Source organism: Aeromonas sp. S15(2024), from assembly GCF_041402265.1.
GTDB classification, from domain to species: Bacteria; Pseudomonadota; Gammaproteobacteria; order Enterobacterales; family Aeromonadaceae; genus Aeromonas; species Aeromonas dhakensis.
Map to the genome: position 1 here is coordinate 92683 of NZ_JBGLQY010000007.1, position 16828 is coordinate 109510.

General features: G+C 61.8%; 13 protein-coding genes. 3 read left to right on the forward strand and 10 right to left on the reverse strand.

Annotated features, from left to right (window positions below; genetic code table 11):
- The first annotated feature begins 146 nt into the window (after window positions 1–146).
- Entirely contained in the window at window positions 147–1622 is a 1476-nt protein-coding gene (locus ACB033_RS15290; RefSeq protein WP_139397792.1) for a YfcC family protein, read from the forward strand.
- A 432-nt stretch (window positions 1623–2054) separates the two neighbouring features.
- Complete coding sequence (locus ACB033_RS15295) at window positions 2055–3686, forward strand: mechanosensitive ion channel family protein (protein WP_371140589.1); 1632 nt, start codon at window positions 2055–2057, stop codon at window positions 3684–3686.
- 130 nt (window positions 3687–3816) lie between these two features.
- Here ACB033_RS15295 and ACB033_RS15300 read toward each other — a convergent pair whose 3' ends face one another.
- Window positions 3817–5031, reverse strand: coding sequence for a pyridoxal phosphate-dependent aminotransferase (locus ACB033_RS15300; RefSeq protein WP_005302243.1), 1215 nt, complete (start codon window positions 5029–5031; stop codon window positions 3817–3819).
- Window positions 5032–5411: 380 nt separating this feature from the next.
- On the opposite strand from ACB033_RS15300, the gene ACB033_RS15305 reads away from it, so the two are divergent.
- Complete coding sequence (locus tag ACB033_RS15305; RefSeq protein WP_010633639.1) at window positions 5412–5624, forward strand: DUF1653 domain-containing protein; 213 nt, start codon at window positions 5412–5414, stop codon at window positions 5622–5624.
- A gap of 57 nt (window positions 5625–5681) precedes the next feature.
- Here ACB033_RS15305 and ACB033_RS15310 read toward each other — a convergent pair whose 3' ends face one another.
- The 9 genes from ACB033_RS15310 to ACB033_RS15350 form a co-directional block, all read right to left on the reverse strand.
- Complete coding sequence (locus tag ACB033_RS15310) at window positions 5682–5945, reverse strand: GrxA family glutaredoxin (protein WP_010633640.1); 264 nt, start codon at window positions 5943–5945, stop codon at window positions 5682–5684.
- A gap of 142 nt (window positions 5946–6087) precedes the next feature.
- On the reverse strand, window positions 6088–7524 hold the full coding sequence (dacB, locus tag ACB033_RS15315) for a D-alanyl-D-alanine carboxypeptidase/D-alanyl-D-alanine-endopeptidase (protein WP_139724045.1): 1437 nt from the start codon (window positions 7522–7524) through the stop codon (window positions 6088–6090).
- Window positions 7525–7648: 124 nt separating this feature from the next.
- Window positions 7649–9409, reverse strand: a complete 1761-nt coding sequence (locus tag ACB033_RS15320) for a DEAD/DEAH box helicase (protein WP_139724047.1) — start codon at window positions 9407–9409, stop codon at window positions 7649–7651.
- Window positions 9410–9522: 113 nt separating this feature from the next.
- A complete protein-coding gene (locus ACB033_RS15325; protein WP_005302227.1) occupies window positions 9523–10560 on the reverse strand; it encodes an HlyD family secretion protein in 1038 nt (345 codons plus the stop codon).
- 2 nt (window positions 10561–10562) lie between these two features.
- Entirely contained in the window at window positions 10563–10895 is a 333-nt protein-coding gene (locus ACB033_RS15330; protein WP_005302225.1) for a DUF3302 domain-containing protein, read from the reverse strand.
- Window positions 10896–11183: 288 nt separating this feature from the next.
- Window positions 11184–12605, reverse strand: a complete 1422-nt coding sequence (locus ACB033_RS15335) for a carbon starvation protein A (protein ID WP_005302222.1) — start codon at window positions 12603–12605, stop codon at window positions 11184–11186.
- Window positions 12606–12745: 140 nt separating this feature from the next.
- Entirely contained in the window at window positions 12746–13450 is a 705-nt protein-coding gene (gene btsR, locus ACB033_RS15340) for a two-component system response regulator BtsR (RefSeq protein ID WP_139724049.1), read from the reverse strand.
- A gap of 52 nt (window positions 13451–13502) precedes the next feature.
- On the reverse strand, window positions 13503–15173 hold the full coding sequence (locus ACB033_RS15345; RefSeq protein ID WP_139724051.1) for a sensor histidine kinase: 1671 nt from the start codon (window positions 15171–15173) through the stop codon (window positions 13503–13505).
- Between the two features lie 353 nt (window positions 15174–15526).
- A complete protein-coding gene (locus tag ACB033_RS15350; protein ID WP_005302214.1) occupies window positions 15527–16762 on the reverse strand; it encodes an HD-GYP domain-containing protein in 1236 nt (411 codons plus the stop codon).
- Window positions 16763–16828 lie beyond the last annotated feature (66 nt).

Below are 16828 nucleotides of genomic sequence, written 5' to 3' on the forward strand. Positions count from 1 at the left end.
ACGGGGCCCCGCGGGGCCCTGTTTTTTTGGCAAAAATACCGCCAGGTTGCGAAATTTTATTATCCGTGATCACCTTTTTCCCATATCAAACCCGCTAGTCTGGCGGTGATCGGATCACATGACGGCATTGCCGAGGTACGGAAGCTATGACCACTCCAAATGACGCGCCCAAGAAGCGCCAACTCCCCACGGTTTACACCCTGCTTTTCATCATCATCGCCCTGATGGCGGCCCTCACCTGGGTGCTGCCGGCGGGCAAATACAACTATGTGACCGCCAAGAGCCAGCAGCCGGTGGCGGCGGCGGCCGTGGCCGATTACAGCGGCGACGAGCGGCTGTTGCCGGTGCCAGGCAGCTACACCGAGCTCCCCTCCCAGCCGCAGGGCGTATTCGATGTGCTCAAGGCCCCCATTCAGGGCTTTCACAAGGCGGCGGACGTGGCGCTGTTCGTGCTCATCATCGGTGGCTTTCTGGCGGTGACCATGCAGAGCGGGGCGCTCGATGCCGGGGTAGGGGCCATCGTCCGAGCCTTTGCCGGGCGCGAGCGGCTGCTCATTCCGGTGCTCATCGCCCTGTTTGCCCTCGGCGGCTCCACCTTCGGCATGGCGGAGGAGACGGTGGCCTTCTGGGCGCTGATCGTGCCGGTGATGATGGCGGCGGGCTTCGATCGCATGGTGGCGGCGGGGATCATCCTGCTCGGCTCCGGGGTCGGGGTGCTCGCCTCCACCGTCAACCCGTTTGCCACCGGCATCGCCTCCGGTTTTGCCGGTATCCCCATCGGTGAGGGGATTGGCCTGCGGGTCGTGCAATGGCTGCTGCTGGTGATCTTCGCCTCCTGGTTCGTGATGCGCTACGCCAAGCAGGTGCAGCAGGACAAGTCCCGCTCCGTGCTGGCCGACATCGCCTATGACGATGAGTTCTCCCAGATGAAGAGCGGCAACCTCGCCTTCAGCGGCAAGCAGAAGCTCACCATGCTGGTCTTCTTCGGCACCTTCCTGCTGATGATCTATGCGGTGGTGCCCTGGTCCGATCTGGGCATCGATCTGCTGCCCACCCTGGGTTGGTGGTTCGACGAGCTCTCCACCCTCTTCTTCAGCGCCTCCATCCTGATCGCGCTGATCAACCGGATGCCGGAGTCCAACTATGTGGCAACCTTCCTGAATGGGGCGCGGGATCTCATCGGGGTGGCGCTGGTGGTGGCGGTGGCGCGCGGCATCTATGTGGTGATGGAGCATGGGGTCATCATCGACACCATCTTGCACTGGGCCGAGGGGCTGGTGAGCGGGCTGTCGTCATCGGTCTTCATCCTGATGGCCTATCTGGTGCACATCATCCTGAGCTTCTTCATCCCCTCCACCTCGGGGCTGGCGACTGTCTCCATGCCGCTGATGGGGCCGCTGGCTGACTTCTCCGGCATCTCCCGGGATCTGGTGATCACCGCCTACCAGTCCGCCTCCGGCTGGATCAACCTGTTCGCCCCCACCGCCGCCCACCTGGTGGCGGGGCTGGCGCTCGCCAGGATCCCCTACGACCGCTTCGTGCGCTGGGTGTTGCCCTTCATCATAGGGGTGGCCCTCATCACCATGGCGGTGCTGGTGGCCGGGGCCCTGCTGCAGGGGTGATAAGCAGAATGCCATTTCGGTGAAACAGGGCCGCTCAGCCGGGGTTGAGCGGCCCTGTTGTTTATTCATGTCGCGCAGAGCAGGGTGAAAGGCCGCCGCTGGCTCGCCACCTTGACGCGCGATGGATCAGGAAGGGGACGCCATGGCGTTCATTTTTATGCGTGCCTCTGGCAGCATATCAATATGAGTCCTGACTGAGGCGCCAGACCGGCGAAGTGAGCACAGTGGCACAATGCAGTGCTGCCCCTTTCGCCGCCGCGACGGCAGTGCTATTACTGCTGGTGATCTTTGTTATGACTCGATTTTTTGCAAGCGAGGGCAATGAGCCCTATGTGTCATGGATGACGCCAGGAGAGGGATAGGGGGCCGTTGCCCCGTCCGTTGCCAAACGTGGTCATCATGATGAAACCTGACGGTCACGAGGGAGAGGTTATGGGGTACAGAGGGATCATCAGGCTGGCAGGGATGCTGCTGGCCCTGCTCATGGTCGATAGCGGGTGGGCGGCGGAGCCGAGACTGGAGCCGACCGAGCAGGAGCAGGCCCAGACCCTGACTCTGTTTCACGAACCCATAGTGATGCTGCAGGCGAAGTTTGGTCGCCTGGACGGGGCGGCCCGGGTGCGGATCGTCAAGGAGCGGGTAAGACAGCTGCAGCCCGAGGATCTGACCCATCCGGTGACCGTGGTCAGCTCGACCCGCCTCGGTCAGGAGGCCAGGGAGTTCAGGCTCAATGACAAGCACCTGCTGGTGTTGCTGGAAAAAGATCTGGAGTGGCTCGATGAGCTGACCCTGGATCAGGCCGCAGAGCGGGTGCGGCTGCGGCTGGAAAATGTGCGGGTCAAAGTGCTGGAGCTGCACTCCAACACCTACCTGCTCAAGGCGGCGGGCAAGACGCTGCTGGTGACCCTGCTGTTTCTGATGGTGGTGCAGCTGCTGCGGCGGGGGCATCAGCGGGCACGTCGCTGGTTCGCCAACAACCTGCTGCAACAGAAGGGGCTGATCCCCCATCAATGGCGCCAGGTGCTCGGCAACCTGGAGATCCGCGTCATCGGCGTGTTCACCTGGCTGGTGATCCTGCTGCTCACCTATGGCTGGCTCACCTATGTGCTGGGGCTGTTCCCGCATACCCGGATCTGGAGCGATCAGCTGGGCTCCTCCCTGCTGGAGCTGTGCAGCAACATCCTGGGCGGGATCGTCGCCGCCATGCCGGGGCTGGCGACCGTGCTGGTCATCTTCGTGCTGACCAAGCTGTTCATCCGCATGCTGGCGGTCATCTTCGCGCGTATCGAGCGCGGCCATTTCCGGGTGCAAGGGCTGCACTCCGAGACGATAGGGGCGACCCGCCGTCTGCTCTCTGTGGTGATCTGGCTGTTTGCCCTGACCGTCGCCTATCCCTATCTGCCGGGGGCGGATTCGGACGCCTTCAAGGGGGTGAGCGTCTTCTTCGGTCTGATGGTGACCCTGGGCTCGGCCGGGATCATGAACCATGCCATGAGCGGCCTGGTGCTGATCTACTCGCGGGCCCTGCGGCCGGGGGATCTGGTGCAGATAGGGGAGGTGGAGGGGGTCGTCACCGAGCTGAGCGCCCTCTCGACCAAGCTGGTGACGCGCCACGATCACGAGGTGACCCTGCCCAACGCCGTGGTGGTGGGGGGCAAGGTGACCAACCTGAGCCGGCTGGCAAGCGACAAGGGGATTGCCCTGCTCACCAAGGTCACCATCGGCTATGACACCCCCTGGCGTCAGGTGCACGCCATGCTGGAGCTGGCGGCCAGGCGCTGCCAGCTGATCAATCAGGAGCAGGCCCCGCTGGTGCGCCAGCTCAATCTGCAGGACTGGTACGTGGAGTACGAGCTGCAGGTACGGATGAAAGAGGGGCTGTTGCCCGGCCCGGTCAGAACCGAACTGCACGGCCACATCCAGGATGTGTTCAACGAGTTCGGGGTGCAGATCATGTCCCCCAATTTCGTGGCTCAGCCAGAGCAGGCCGTGCTGGTGCCTCGTGAGCAGTGGTATCAGGCCCCCGCCGTGCCGCCTGTCGAAGTGGCCACCGGGGAGAAATAGCCCACAACGCGGGCCTTGCGACGGGACTCTCTCGCCATAAAAAAATCCGAAGCGGTGCAGACCGCTTCGGATTTTTTATGGTCGGCCTGCTGCTGGCGAGCAGCAGACCAAGGCAGACGCCGTGTTCCGGTTACTGCTTGTAGCCCTTGAGGAAGCGGGCGAGGCGGCCGATGGCCTCTTCCAGCTCCTCTTCCCGGGGCAGGAACACCAGCCGGAAGTGATCCGGCGCCGGCCAGTTGAAGCCGGTGCCCTGCACCAGCAAGAGCTTCTCCTGCTGCAGCAGGTCGAACACCATCTTCTGGTCGTCGCGAATGTCGTACACCTTGGGATCGAGGCGCGGGAACATGTAGAGCGCCCCCTTGGGCTTGACGCAGGAGACCCCGGGGATCTCGTTCAAAAGCTCCCACGCCTTGTCACGCTGGCGGCGCAGGCGCCCGCCCGGCAGGATCAGCTCGTTGATGCTCTGGTAGCCGCCAAGGGCGGTCTGGATGGCGTGCTGCATCGGCACGTTGGCACACAGGCGCATGGAGGCCAGCATCTCCAGCCCTTCGATGTAGCCCTTGGCACGGCCCTTGGGCCCGGTGATGACCATCCAGCCCTGGCGGAAGCCGCAGGCGCGGTAGGCCTTGGAGAGGCCGTTGAAGGTCACCACCATCACATCGTCACACAGGGTGCAGACGCTGGTGTGGGAGATGTCGTCGTAGAGGATCTTGTCGTAAATCTCGTCGGCGAAGATGATGAGGTTGTGCTGGCGGGCGATCTCGATCACCTCCAGCAAAAACTCGCTGCCGTAGACGGCGCCGGTCGGGTTGTTGGGGTTGATCAGCACCAGGCCGCGGGTGCGCGGGGTGATGCGGGCGCGGATGTCGTCGAGATCCGGATACCAGTCGGCCCCTTCGTCGCAGCGGTAGTGCACCGCATGGCCGCCGGAGAGGGTCACTGCCGCGGTCCACAGCGGGTAGTCGGGGGAGGGCACCAGCATCTCGTCGCCGTTGTTGAGCAGCGCCTGCATCGCCATCACGATGAGTTCACTGGCGCCGTTGCCGATGTAGATGTCGTCGATGTCGACCTTGCGCATCCCTTTCTGCTGGTAGTACTGCATCACTGCCTTGCGGGCGGAGAAGAGCCCCTTGGAGTCGCAGTAGCCCTGGCTCTGGGGCATGTTGAGGATCACATCCTTGATGATCTCTTCCGGCGCTTCGAAGCCGAACGGAGCCGGGTTGCCGATGTTGAGCTTGATGATGCGGTGGCCTTCGTCTTCGAGACGGCGAGCTTCTTTATGCACCGGGCCGCGGATGTCATAGCAGACATCGTCGAGCTTGTGCGACTTGTCGATTGTGAACATGGTGACTGTGATTCCTTCCCCATGGGGACGCGTTGGCGAAAAAGGCGGTTTTTAGTATCAAATTTCTTTTCCCCTATTCTTCACAGAATTGAATGCTAGAACAATCCTCTTTTTAGTAGAATTCCCTGATTTTTAGCCCTGAAACAGGGTTGCCAAAACGTTAAATTCAGCACGATCGTTTGTGTTAACCAAGGTTATCCAGTGAAAGATGAGGGGCTCATTAACAAAGCTACCCGACTGTGTTGAAATATTCACGCTCGCTGGCACGATTGGCTTGCGTGAAAAATGCCGTTCTTTTTGCCCACGGCGGCCAAAAACAGGATCTGACACGCGCTGCCAGGCCTGTCCGGGCCCCGTATCCACACCATGGAGAAGTCATCATGCAAGCCCCCGCCGCCGGTCGTTATCGTCACTTCAAGGGTGGTTATTATCAGGTGCTGACCCTGGCCCTGCACACCGAGACCGGGGAGCAGCTGGTGGTCTATCAATCGGAGCAGGATGGCGCCGTCTATGCCCGTCCCGTGGTCATGTTCATGGAGTGGATCGAGCATCAGGGTCAGGTGGTGAGCCGCTTCAGCCCGGTGGCGGAGTAACTCCGGGGAACGACCATGAAAAAAGGCGCCTGATGGCGCCTTTTTTACAACGTGAACTTACTGGTAGAGACCCAGGTTCTCTTTGGCATAGGCTTCGAAATCGGTGCAGCCACCGATGTGCTGCTCGTCCAGGAAGATTTGCGGCACGGTATTGACCGGCTTGCCGGCGCTCTTGGCCAGATCTTCCTTGGTGATGCCCTCGGCGTGGATGTCCACGTAGCGGAATTTGAAATCGTCACGCTGTTCGACCAGTTGCTCGGCAATTTGCTTGGCACGGACACAATAGGGGCAACCGGGACGACCAAAAATCACTGCAAACATGTTCTCTCTCCATTCATTTGAGGCTGGGCACAGGATAGCCCCGCCTCGTGACTAGTCAAAGTGGAAATTGTCGATACGGCCGTTCGCCATCTTCGATAAGGCGCACTGCGCCGGCCGTCATCGTCACTCACCTCGCAGCGGATCAACCCTCATCGGCGATCTGGATCGGCTGCTGCTGGTAGATGCTCTCCAGCACCCCTTTCTCGAACACGGTCCAGGGCCAGGGGGCCTTGCTGGCGCGGTAGCGCTCGTGGGTGGCCGGATCCTGTGACAGGCCGCGCTGGAACATCACGAACGCCTTGCGCTGGCCGCCGGCGGTGTCGATGAAGCCCACCAGGTTGGAGGTGCCGGTAATGGTGCCGGTCTTGGCATGCACCTTGTTCTTCATCATGGGGGCGGTAACGCTGCGCCGCCAGGCCAGGGTGCCGTCCACCTGGGAGCTTGGCAGCAGCTTGATGAGGCCGAGCTCTGCATCATTTTTCTGGATGAAGTTGAGCACCGACAGCATCTGGCGGGCACTGATGAGGTTGTGGGCGGAGAGGCCCGAGCCGTCGGCCAGGGTGGCATTGCCCAGATCGATGCCGTTCTTGGTCAGGATGGCGCGCACCGCCATGGTGCCGCTGCGATAGCTGCCCGGCTTGTTGTAGTAGTGGCGGCCGACGGTCTTGAGGAAGGTATCGGCGTAGAGGTTGTCCGATTTCTTCAACATCTTGGCCAGCATCACCGGCAGGGAGACAGAGTAGTGGGTACCCAGGGTCTCGGCATTGTCCGGCGACTTGTGGGTAACGCGCAGCAGGCCGTCATGCTTGATGCCGGCCCGGTCCATGGCCCAGCGGATGTTGTCCCAGCCCCAGGCTTCCACGTCGTGGATGGCGAAACGCAGCCCCTGGGGCTCCTTGTTCGGGGTGATGCAGCCCTTGAGCTCGTAGAAGTTGCCCTTGGCCATGTCCACTTCCAGCGCACAGAACTGGCGCGCCATGTCGCCATAGCTCATCACCTCCACGTTGTCGGCACCGACCCCGATGGGGACCCCGGTGGCCACGTTGCCGACCGCCGGCTTGCCGATCTGGGTGGCGGTGATGGTGGCGTAGGCGCAGTTCTTGTCGATGATGACCGAGGAAACGGGGGCGGCGAAGCAGAGGGTCTGATCCCCCCAGGACCAGCCGTTGCCGCGCTCGTAGCCGTTGTAGGCGCCGGTGTTGACGTAGACGTTGCCCTTGATCTGGTTGACCTCGAGCTGCTTGAACAGGGCCAGCAAGTCCATCCGTGACAGGGTGGGGTCACCGACGAAGTTGATCCAGATATCGCCGTTGATGACATTGCCCTGCTTGGCGCCAGGCTGGGCCTGGATGTCGGTGGCGAAGCGGAAGTCGGCGCCGAGCTCGAGACGGGCCGCCAGCGCGGTGAGCACCTTCATGGTGGAGGCGGGGGCGATCATCTGATCCGCATGGCGGGCAAACTCGATGCCGTTGTTGCCCTGCACCACGATGGCGTACTGGCCCCCCTGGGGGGGCGTCAGCGGGGCGGCCTGGGCCGCCAGGGAAAAGAGAGCACAAAAACCAATCAACAGCCGCTGCATAACATCCTCTAACGTGACGAAGGGGCCCGGCAGTGGGCCGGCCCTGATAACTCAAACCTTGTTGTACCCGCCGATGCCTGTTCGGCCGTGGCAACGCAATTCATACGCCTTATGCCGGTCGCCATCACGTCAGTGAATTGGCGGTGCGATAGCGGCCGTCATAATCAAAAATCTTCTCTTTGATCTGCCAGAAGCGCCCTGACTTGCGGGCGATGACAAAATCGGGGTGGCGAAACTGGCTTTCTGCCGCCAGCACGCTCGCCAGGGTGGCAAATTCGGGCTCCAGCCCCGGGGCGGGCCAATGATGACGCACAAAGTGCTGTTGAAACAAGCGCCGTGCGCCTGCCGAGTGAAATCCGAAGTACTCATTGAGGGTGAGGCCATCCTCGTCGTGATAGACCACCTCCAGCCGCTCCCCCTGTTTGCCGCGCACGGCCGTGAAGGTCTGCCCCGCGCAGCGGATCACCATGCAGTCCTTGAGATTGAGCGCCTCCTTGAGCTTGTCGTCAGGGTCCACCAGCAGTTGATCGCAGCTCTGGCAGCGGCGGGCGGCGATGTCGTTTTCACTGCCGCAGGCGGGGCAGATCTTGGCGCGAAAGCGGTAGTCGCACTCCTCGCGGTTGCCCTCGTCATCTTCAAACAGCCCCTGACAGCGGCGGCCGTAGTGCTCGATCACCTTGCCATCCTCGTCGGTCTTGCCCCAGAAGGTGTTGGCAAAGCCGCAGGCGGGGCAGGGCACCTGCACCGGCTCGGTGCCGGCATGGGGCCTGGGCTCCCCCACTTCGGGGGCAAACAGGTTGAAGTTGTTGCCGGCGTAGTCGAGCACCAGACAATCGGTCTTGCCGGGCGACAGGCGCAAGCCCCTGCCCACGATCTGCTGGTAGAGGGAGACCGACTCGGTGGGGCGCAGCATCACGATGAGGTCGACGTGGGGGGCGTCGAAGCCGGTGGTGAGCACCGCCACGTTGACCAGAAACTTGAGCTCGCGCGCCTTGAAGGCGCTGATGAGGGCGTCGCGCTCCGGCCCCGGGGTGTCACCTGTGATGAGGGCCGCCTGCTCCCCTCTGGCATCCAGCAGGCCGTGAATTTCCCGAGCATGCTCGACGGTGGCGGCGAAGATCATCACCCCCTGCCGCTCGCGGGCATACTCCAGTACCTGGCTCAGGATATGGGGGGTGACCCGCTCCTGACGCTTGAGCTCGCCGTTGAGATCCGCCTCGCTGAACAGGCCATTCTCCCGCGCCACCAGCTTGCTGAAGTCGTAGTGAACGATGGGGGCATCCACCATGCGCGGCGGCGTCAGGTAGCCGTTTTTGACCATGAAGCGCAGCGGCAGCTCGAACACGCAGTCGCCGAACAGCCGCTCGCCGTGGCTCTTGACCATGCCGTGGTAGTGGCGCCGGTAGATCCAGCCCAGACCGAGCCGATAGGGGGTGGCGGTGAGGCCGAGGATCTTGAGGGCCGGATTGGCGGCCTTGAGGTGGCCTAACACCTGATGGTACTGGCTGTCATCGTCGAGCGAGACCCGGTGGCACTCGTCGATGATGAGTAGCGAAAAAGCGCCGTCGAAGGCCTCCAGATTGCGCGCCACCGACTGCACCGAGCCGAACACCACCTGGGCGCGGGCCTCCTTGCGATTGAGGCCGGCGGCGAAGATGTCGGCCTGGAGCCCCCAGGCTTCGTACTTGGCGTGGTTCTGCTCCACCAGCTCCTTGACGTGAGCCAGCACCAGCACCCGGCCGCGCGCCTTGCGGGCCAGCTCGGCGATCACCAGACTCTTGCCGGCCCCGGTGGGCAGCACCACCACGGCGGGATCCGGGTGTTTGCGAAAGTGGCTGATGACGGCGTTGACGGCGTCGGTCTGGTAGGGTCTGAGAACGAACATGCGGGCTGGGTACGTCGACGAGGGGCGGAGCAGGGTGGCGCCATTATAGGGGACTTGGCGCCAAAAAACAGCGGGCCGGCATGGTGCCGGCCCGCTGGCTGCGTCGTTGCGGCTTAGTGGAAGGGGAAGATGTAGTTCATCCAGCTGGCCATGCGCAGCAGTACCTTGCGCATGATGGCCACGTGATGGAAATGCTTGGTGTAGATGGCAGCCTGACCGCTGGAGCCGGCTATCACCTGATACTCCTGCCAGCGCGGGTCGGTGATCTTGATGCGCACCGGCAGGCGGCCGGGGATCACCGCCGAACTCTGGTCGATCAGTGCGGCATTGGCCTGCACGTTGCCCGAGGCGATGGCGGGGATCACTGCTTCTACTTCACCCTTGAAGATCTTGCCGGGGATGCCGTCGATCACCACTTCGGCCTCGTCCCCTACCGCCAGGCGCTGCATGCTGTTTTGCCAGAACCAGCCGACGTAGGCGTTGTCGTCCTCGTGGATGAAGGTCATCACAGGGCGATACATGAAGGGGGTGGCGATCATGCCCGGACGCAGGGCCAGCTGTACCACATGGCCGTCGCTCGGGGCATAGACCACGGTCTGGTCGAGCTGGTACTTGGCTTCGCGCAGCTGGGCCCGCACATCGTCCAGGGTGGCTTGTTGCTGATCGAGCTGGGCGACCAGATCGTCGACATTGGCCTGGGTCACGTCCAGATCGCGCTGCTTGCCGATGCCGCGGCGCATCAGCTCGGCGGCGCGATCCCGGTCGAGCTTGGCCGAGCGCATGCGCGCCTCGATGGATTTGAGGTGCTCCTCGTTGGAGCTGACCCTGGCCTCCAGGCTCGCGGCGCGCTGGCGGAACGGCTCGTCGTCGATACGAAACAGCACGTCACCCTTCTTCACCTTCTGGTCCGGTTTGACCGCGACCTCGCTGACCCGGCCCTTGACCAGGGGAACGATGGGGGTGGAGACGTAGTAGTTGCGCGCCATCTCGGAGTAGGGGTGGTTGTAGTTCATCAGCATGATGAGGGTGCCGATGAGCAGCACGCCGCCGAGCACGGCGGTGGGCACGGTCCACTTGTTGAGCGGGATGCGGAAGATTTTGAAGACAGCTACACAGATGGCGGTGTAGGTGAGTACCAGCAAGAGATCCATGATCACTCCTTCTCTTGGGTCAGCTGATCGAGGCGGCTGCGCAGGGCGGCGACCTCATCCTTGAGCTCGGCGAGATGCTTCTCGTCGCGCTCGATACGCTGGGTAAAGCCCCAGCCCCGATCCTCCCGGTAGAGGGTCGCCCAGATCCAGAGGAAGGGCCACAGCACGTGCAGGGTAAACAGGCTGACCCAGCCGGCCACGTGAATGGCATCCTGATGGGGATGCTGACGATGCTTGGCTATTTCATAGGGAATGTCGTGAATGACGATGACCCCGTAAAAGATGACCAAACCCACAAAAAAAAGCAGACCAAGAGCAAAATAATCGAGTGTCATTTATGCCTCCACCGGCGTGACGCACAGCATTGTCATTGGATCCCGGGTTCTGCAACACAACCAGCAACCGGGTTTCCATCCTGTTGGGCCCGAAATCTTAAGCAATCTTGTTGTACTGAAGCTTAAGTGGCTTCGAAATCGTCAAGATAGATGACGGTATTATTGGGGCGAGTCCATAAAGTCGTATCCATGACAAGGACTTACGCAGGGAGTATGGCATCAGTGAGGGAAAATTAGCAGCAAAAAAAGGAGCCTTTATGGCTCCTTTTCTGACATGTTTGGCGTGGATCAGCTTTCGCTGGCCTTGCCGATCAGGGCGGGTCTGAACTTCATCAGGAAGGCGACGGTCACCACCAGGGTGCTGGCCAGACCGATGAGGGTGGAGACGCCCATCTCCAGTCCGAATCCGATGGGGGCGTTGGCCAGATAGGTGAACACCACGGCGGTCATGAACATGGCCGGCAGGGTGCAGACCCAGTGCAGCTTGCCCTCTTTGGCGAGGTAGGCGGCGGCGGCCCACAGCATCATCACGGCGGTGGTCTGGTTGGCCCAGCCAAAGTAGCGCCAGATCACCCCGAATTCGGCCTTGGAGATGATGAAACCGAGGATGAACATGGGGATGGCGATCAGCAGTCGCTTGGCCATCGGTTTCTGGGTCAGGTTGAGGAAGTCCGCCACGATGAGGCGGGCGCTGCGAAACGCCGTGTCACCGGAGGTGATGGGCAGGATCACCACACCGAGGATGGCCAGGATGCCGCCAACGGTGCCGAGCAGGCTGGTGGAGACCTCGTGCACTACGGCAGAGGGGCCGCCGCTGGCCAGGGTGGCGTTGAGCGCTTCTGTGCTGTCGTAGAAGGAGAGCCCCAGGGTGCACCAGATGAGGGCGATGATGCCTTCACCGATCATGGCTCCGTAGAAGATGAAGCGGCCGGATTTCTCGTTCTGCATGCAGCGCGCCATCAGCGGGGACTGGGTGGCGTGAAAACCGGACACGGCGCCGCAGGCGATGGTGATGAACAGCAGCGGCCAGAGCGGCAGCTCGGTCGGGTGCAGGTTGGAGAAGTCCATCCCGGTGTTGTAGAAGCCTTTGCCCGAGACGATGAGGCCGATGATGAGGCCGACCGACATGAACACCAGCAGAGCGCCGAAGATGGGGTAGAAGCGGCCGATGATCTTGTCGATGGGGACTATGGTCGCCAGGATGTAGTAGGCGAAGATGGCCACAATCCAGTAGACCAGGTCGGTGGAGGTGAGGTTGGCCAAGAGGCCCGCCGGGCTCAGCACGAACACCACGCCCACCAGCATCAACAGCACCACGGCAAACAGGTTCATGAAGTGCTTGGCGGCGGTGCCCAGGTGCTCACCGACCACGGTCGGCACAGAGGCCCCCTTGGCGCGCACCGATAGCATGCCGGAGAAGTAGTCGTGAACCGCACCGGCGAAGATGCAGCCAAACACGATCCACAGCATGGCGACCGGGCCGTAGAGGGCACCTAGGATGGGGCCGAAGATGGGGCCGACGCCGGCGATGTTGAGCAGTTGCACCAGGTAGACCTTCTTGTCCGACATGGGGACATAGTCCACCCCGTCCGCCATGGTGATGGCGGGGGTTTTCAGCTCGGGCTTTGGCCCGAATATCCGCTCGATGAATTTGCCGTATACGAAGTAGCCGGCCACAAGTAAGCCGACACAGAGGAAGAACCAGATCATTGCTACGCTCCTGCTTTGTTATTTTTTGGTGTGCGCGGCCAGTGTAGGGGCTTGCACTGTTAACGGCAGGTAAAAAGGGGTGAGCGGCCGTATGGCGACCCGAGCGGTTGGCGCTCGTGATCCGGCTCACACCGCGCGGCTCACTCCAGCCCGAGTTGCTCCTTCAACTCCTTCAGGTAGCGGCGGCTGACCGGCACCTGGGCACCGCTCGGGGTCACTATCTCCGCCAGCTGATTCTCCAGCAGCCGGATTTCGAAGATGGCGGTCGGAGCCACCAGATACTGGCGGTGGCAGCGCAGCAGCGGGGTCTTCTCTTCCAGCGATTTGAGGGTGAGCTGGGTGTGGAACAGCTCACCCTGGCTGGCGACGTGCACGCCGCCGAGATCGGAGAAGGCGTACTCCACCTGTTCGATGGGCAGCAGCCGCACCCGGTTGTGCAGGTAGCCCGGAATGTGGCGAATGACGGGGGCGATCGCCGTCATGGGCTGCGGGCTGAGATCCTGTCTCAACCGCGCCAGCGTCTTGGCGAGGCGGGCCGGCTCCACCGGCTTGAGCAGGTAGTCGAAGGCGTTCTCCTCGAACGCCTGGATGGCGTAGTCGTCAAACGCGGTGACGAACACGATGCGGGGCAGAGGATCGAGCATGGCCACCAGCTCCATGCCGCTCAGCTTTGGCATCTGGATGTCGAGAAACACCACGTCGGGTCTGAGCCGCTGAATGAGCGGCAGCGCCTCGATGGCGTTGGCGGCCGTCCCCAGCAGCTCGATATCGGGCTCGGCGGCCAGCTGCTGCATCAGCTCCTCGCGGGCATACGGCTCGTCATCGACGATGAGGGTGCGGATCATGGGGTTCTCCTGCGTGGCTGGGGGGCAAAACTGGCGTGGTGTGACGGCCGGATCATGACGCCTCCCTGGGCAGGGTGACGGAGACCCGGGTCCAGCAGTCGGGCTCGCAGCTGACGCTCAGGCCGTAGCGGTTGCCAAAAGCGCTCTTGAGGCGCCGATCCACCAGGGTCATGCCGAGCCCGTCACCGGCCGGTCTCTCCTGCCAGGTGCCGGCATTGTCTTCGACGTGAATGGTGACCCGATCCGCCGTCTGCTCGGTGTAGAGGCGAATGCGCCCCTGCTCCAGCAGGGTGGAGATGCCGTGCTTGATGGCGTTTTCAATCAGTGGCTGCAGGGTGAAGCTCGGCAGCTTGAGGCCGGCGAGGTCGGGTGGGATGTCGTTTTGCACCGTCAGCCGGTCGCCAAAGCGGGCCAGCTCGATCTCCAGATAGGATTGGCAGTGCTCCTGCTCCTCCTGCAGGGTGGCCAGCCCGCTCTGGCGCTTGAGGTTCTTGCGAAAGAACAGGGAGAGGTGGAGCAGCAGCTGGCGCGCCCGCTCGGGCTCGCGCCGGGTGATGGCACTGATGGTGTTGAGGGTGTTGAACAGAAAATGGGGGTTGATCTGGGCCTGCACCAGCTTGAGCTCGGACTGCACCAGCAGCCGCTGCTGCTGCTCCAGCCGGCCGGTCAGCAGCTGCTGGGAGAGCAGGTTGGCGATCCCTTCCCCCAGGGTGTGGTTGATCTTGAGAAACAGCCGCTTCTTGGGTTCATAGAGCTTGATGGTGCCGATCACCCCCTCGTCGCCGTGCAGCGGGATCACCAGCACAGAGCCGAGCTGGCACTGGGGCGAGATGCTGCAGCGGTAGGGCTGGCTGTTGCCGTCGGCAAACAGCACCTTGTTCTGGGCGATGGCCTGCATGGTGATGGCGGAGGTGATGGGGGTACCCGGCTTGTGGTGATCCTCGCCGATGCCGATGAAGGCGAGGATCTTGTCGGTATCCGTGATGGCGACCGCTCCGACCCCGGTCTCCTCCTGCACTATCTGGGCGATGCGGGTGCTGGCCTCGGGGGTAAAGCCCTGGCTCATGATCCCCACGGTGCGGTTGGCGATGGTGAGCGCCTTGGCGGAGAAGACCCGGGAGAACTTCTCGTACATTCGCTGCTGGTCGCGGATCATGCTGATGAAGAGGGCCGCACCGCAGGAGTTGGCGAGGATCATGGGGGTGGCGATGGTGCGCACCAGCAGCAGGGACTTGTCGAACGGGCTGGCTACCAGCAGGATGATCACCATCTGCATGATCTCGGCGTAGAGGGTGGTGAAGAAGGCGATGCGCGGCTCGAACAACGCATCCATCTTGCCTGCCCGCATCAGTCGCCAGTGCACCAGTCCGCCCAGCAAGCCTTCGCAGGTGGTGGAGATGGCGCAGGCGAGATCGGTGAACCCCCCCAGGGTATAACGGTGTATCCCGCCGGTCAGTCCCACCAGAAATCCCACCAGCGGGCCTCCCAGCAGGCCCCCCAGCACGGCACCCACGGCGCGGGTATTGGCGATGGCGTCGTCGATATCCAGTCCCACATAGGTACCCAGAATGCAGAAGCAGGAGAAGATGAGGTAAATCAGCACCTTGTGGGGCAGCCTGACCGAATAGTTGGTCAGTGGGCGCAGCAGCGGACTCTTGGAAAAGAGGTAGGCGATGACCAGACTGACGCTCATCTGTTGAAGCAGGGAGAGGACCAACTGCATAAAAAACGTTCCTCAGAGTCCGAGCCGAAAAAAGCGGCAGTCTTGAATAAATGTGATCAGGATCTTGTTCTGTGGGCCATTCTGGCCAGAACGCCGGCGAAGTGTGCCAGAAACGCGGAATAAAACCATATTAAATCAGCATGTTAAATTGATATTTGTGTAATTGCCCAAGGATTGATATTGCTGAATTGAGCATGAATGTATCCGTTGGATACGCCACACGGAGGTGGCATGCTCCGCCCGACCAGCAGGTCGGGCGTTTTTTATCCAGGGTACGTGGCAAACCATTTTGAGGGTAATCGGGCAATTATTCAGGTTTGTCCAATGAGTTATCCCCAGCTTCTGGGGATAACTCAGAATGCAAAATAGTAACAGAAGCGTCGGGTCAGGTTGAAAAACAGCCGCTGCCCCTCGTCCAGATCTTCCTGCTTGAGAAAAGATTTGATGGTGCGCTCATCCTCCCGCAGGTCGACCATGGCCACCCCTTCCGGTCGTTGTGCCTTGATGTAAGGCAACACCTTGGGTTTGAGGGGCATGGTGGGTTCGGTGGAGAGCACCAGGGCCACCGAGTCGTCGGAGAGCAGTACCAGCGAGCCCGGCGGATAGACCCCCAGTACCTTGATCAGCAGCTTGACCAGATCCTGGTCGAATTTCTTTTGCGACAGCTTGTAGAGCTGGCTGATGGCCTGGCTCGGCGCCGCCGGTGTCGCGCTGTTGCGCGGGTGCAGCAGCTCGTCATAGTAATCCACCAACCCGATGATCCGTGCCAGTGGCGGGATCTCCCCCCCCTTGATGCCAAGGGGAAAGCCGCTGCCGTCGAGCCGCTCGTGATGCAGATGGGCCACCTGACGGATCTTGGGCTCGAAGGCCTGCAACTGGGTCAGCATCTCCAGTCCGTACTGGGGATGCATCTTGAGGAAGTTCTGCTCCGACTTGTTGAGTTCCCCCCGCTTCTGGGTGATCTGGGTCGGGATCTTCAGCTCGCCAATGTCGTGCACCAGCCCGGCCAGGCCGGTCTCCTCGATCTCGATGGGAGTCATGCCCAGCTCCCGTGCCATCAACATGGCGATGAAGGCCACGTTCAGGCTGTGCTGCAGCAGGATGTCGGTATGGGGGCTGCGAATGAGGTGCAGCCCGAGTGGGCCCTCGTGGGCGCTGATGCGGGCGGCGGCGTTGCGCACTATCTGCGCCGTGTTGGCGAGCCCTTCGTCCGGCTTGAGGTTGAGGGCGCCCAGGGCATCGCGCAGCTCGGACATGGACTGGCCGAAGGCCTTGTCGGCGGCGCGCAGGGAGCGGCGAAATGCTTTCTCGTCAAACGGGGGAGGGCCGCTATCCTCCGGCTCTTCGACAACGGAGAGATCGGGGCCTGGGCTCGGAATATCGCCACGCAACAGGGGCTCGAGAGGGAGGTCGCTCTTGTCGGGGTCGACCATCAGCAGATTGAGATCAAGGTGGCGGATGATGTCGAGTTGCTGTTGATCCTTGATCTTGAAGGCATTGAACATAAAAGGGTGATTGGTCCATCCCGTGGGGAGATGGATATAGTGACCGACCCGCAACTGTTCTATGGATGCCTGTATCAGCGCCATACACTCGCTCGCATTTCATGAATGCCTATGAACAAGCTAGCAAAATTAAGCAGATAGACAAACAAA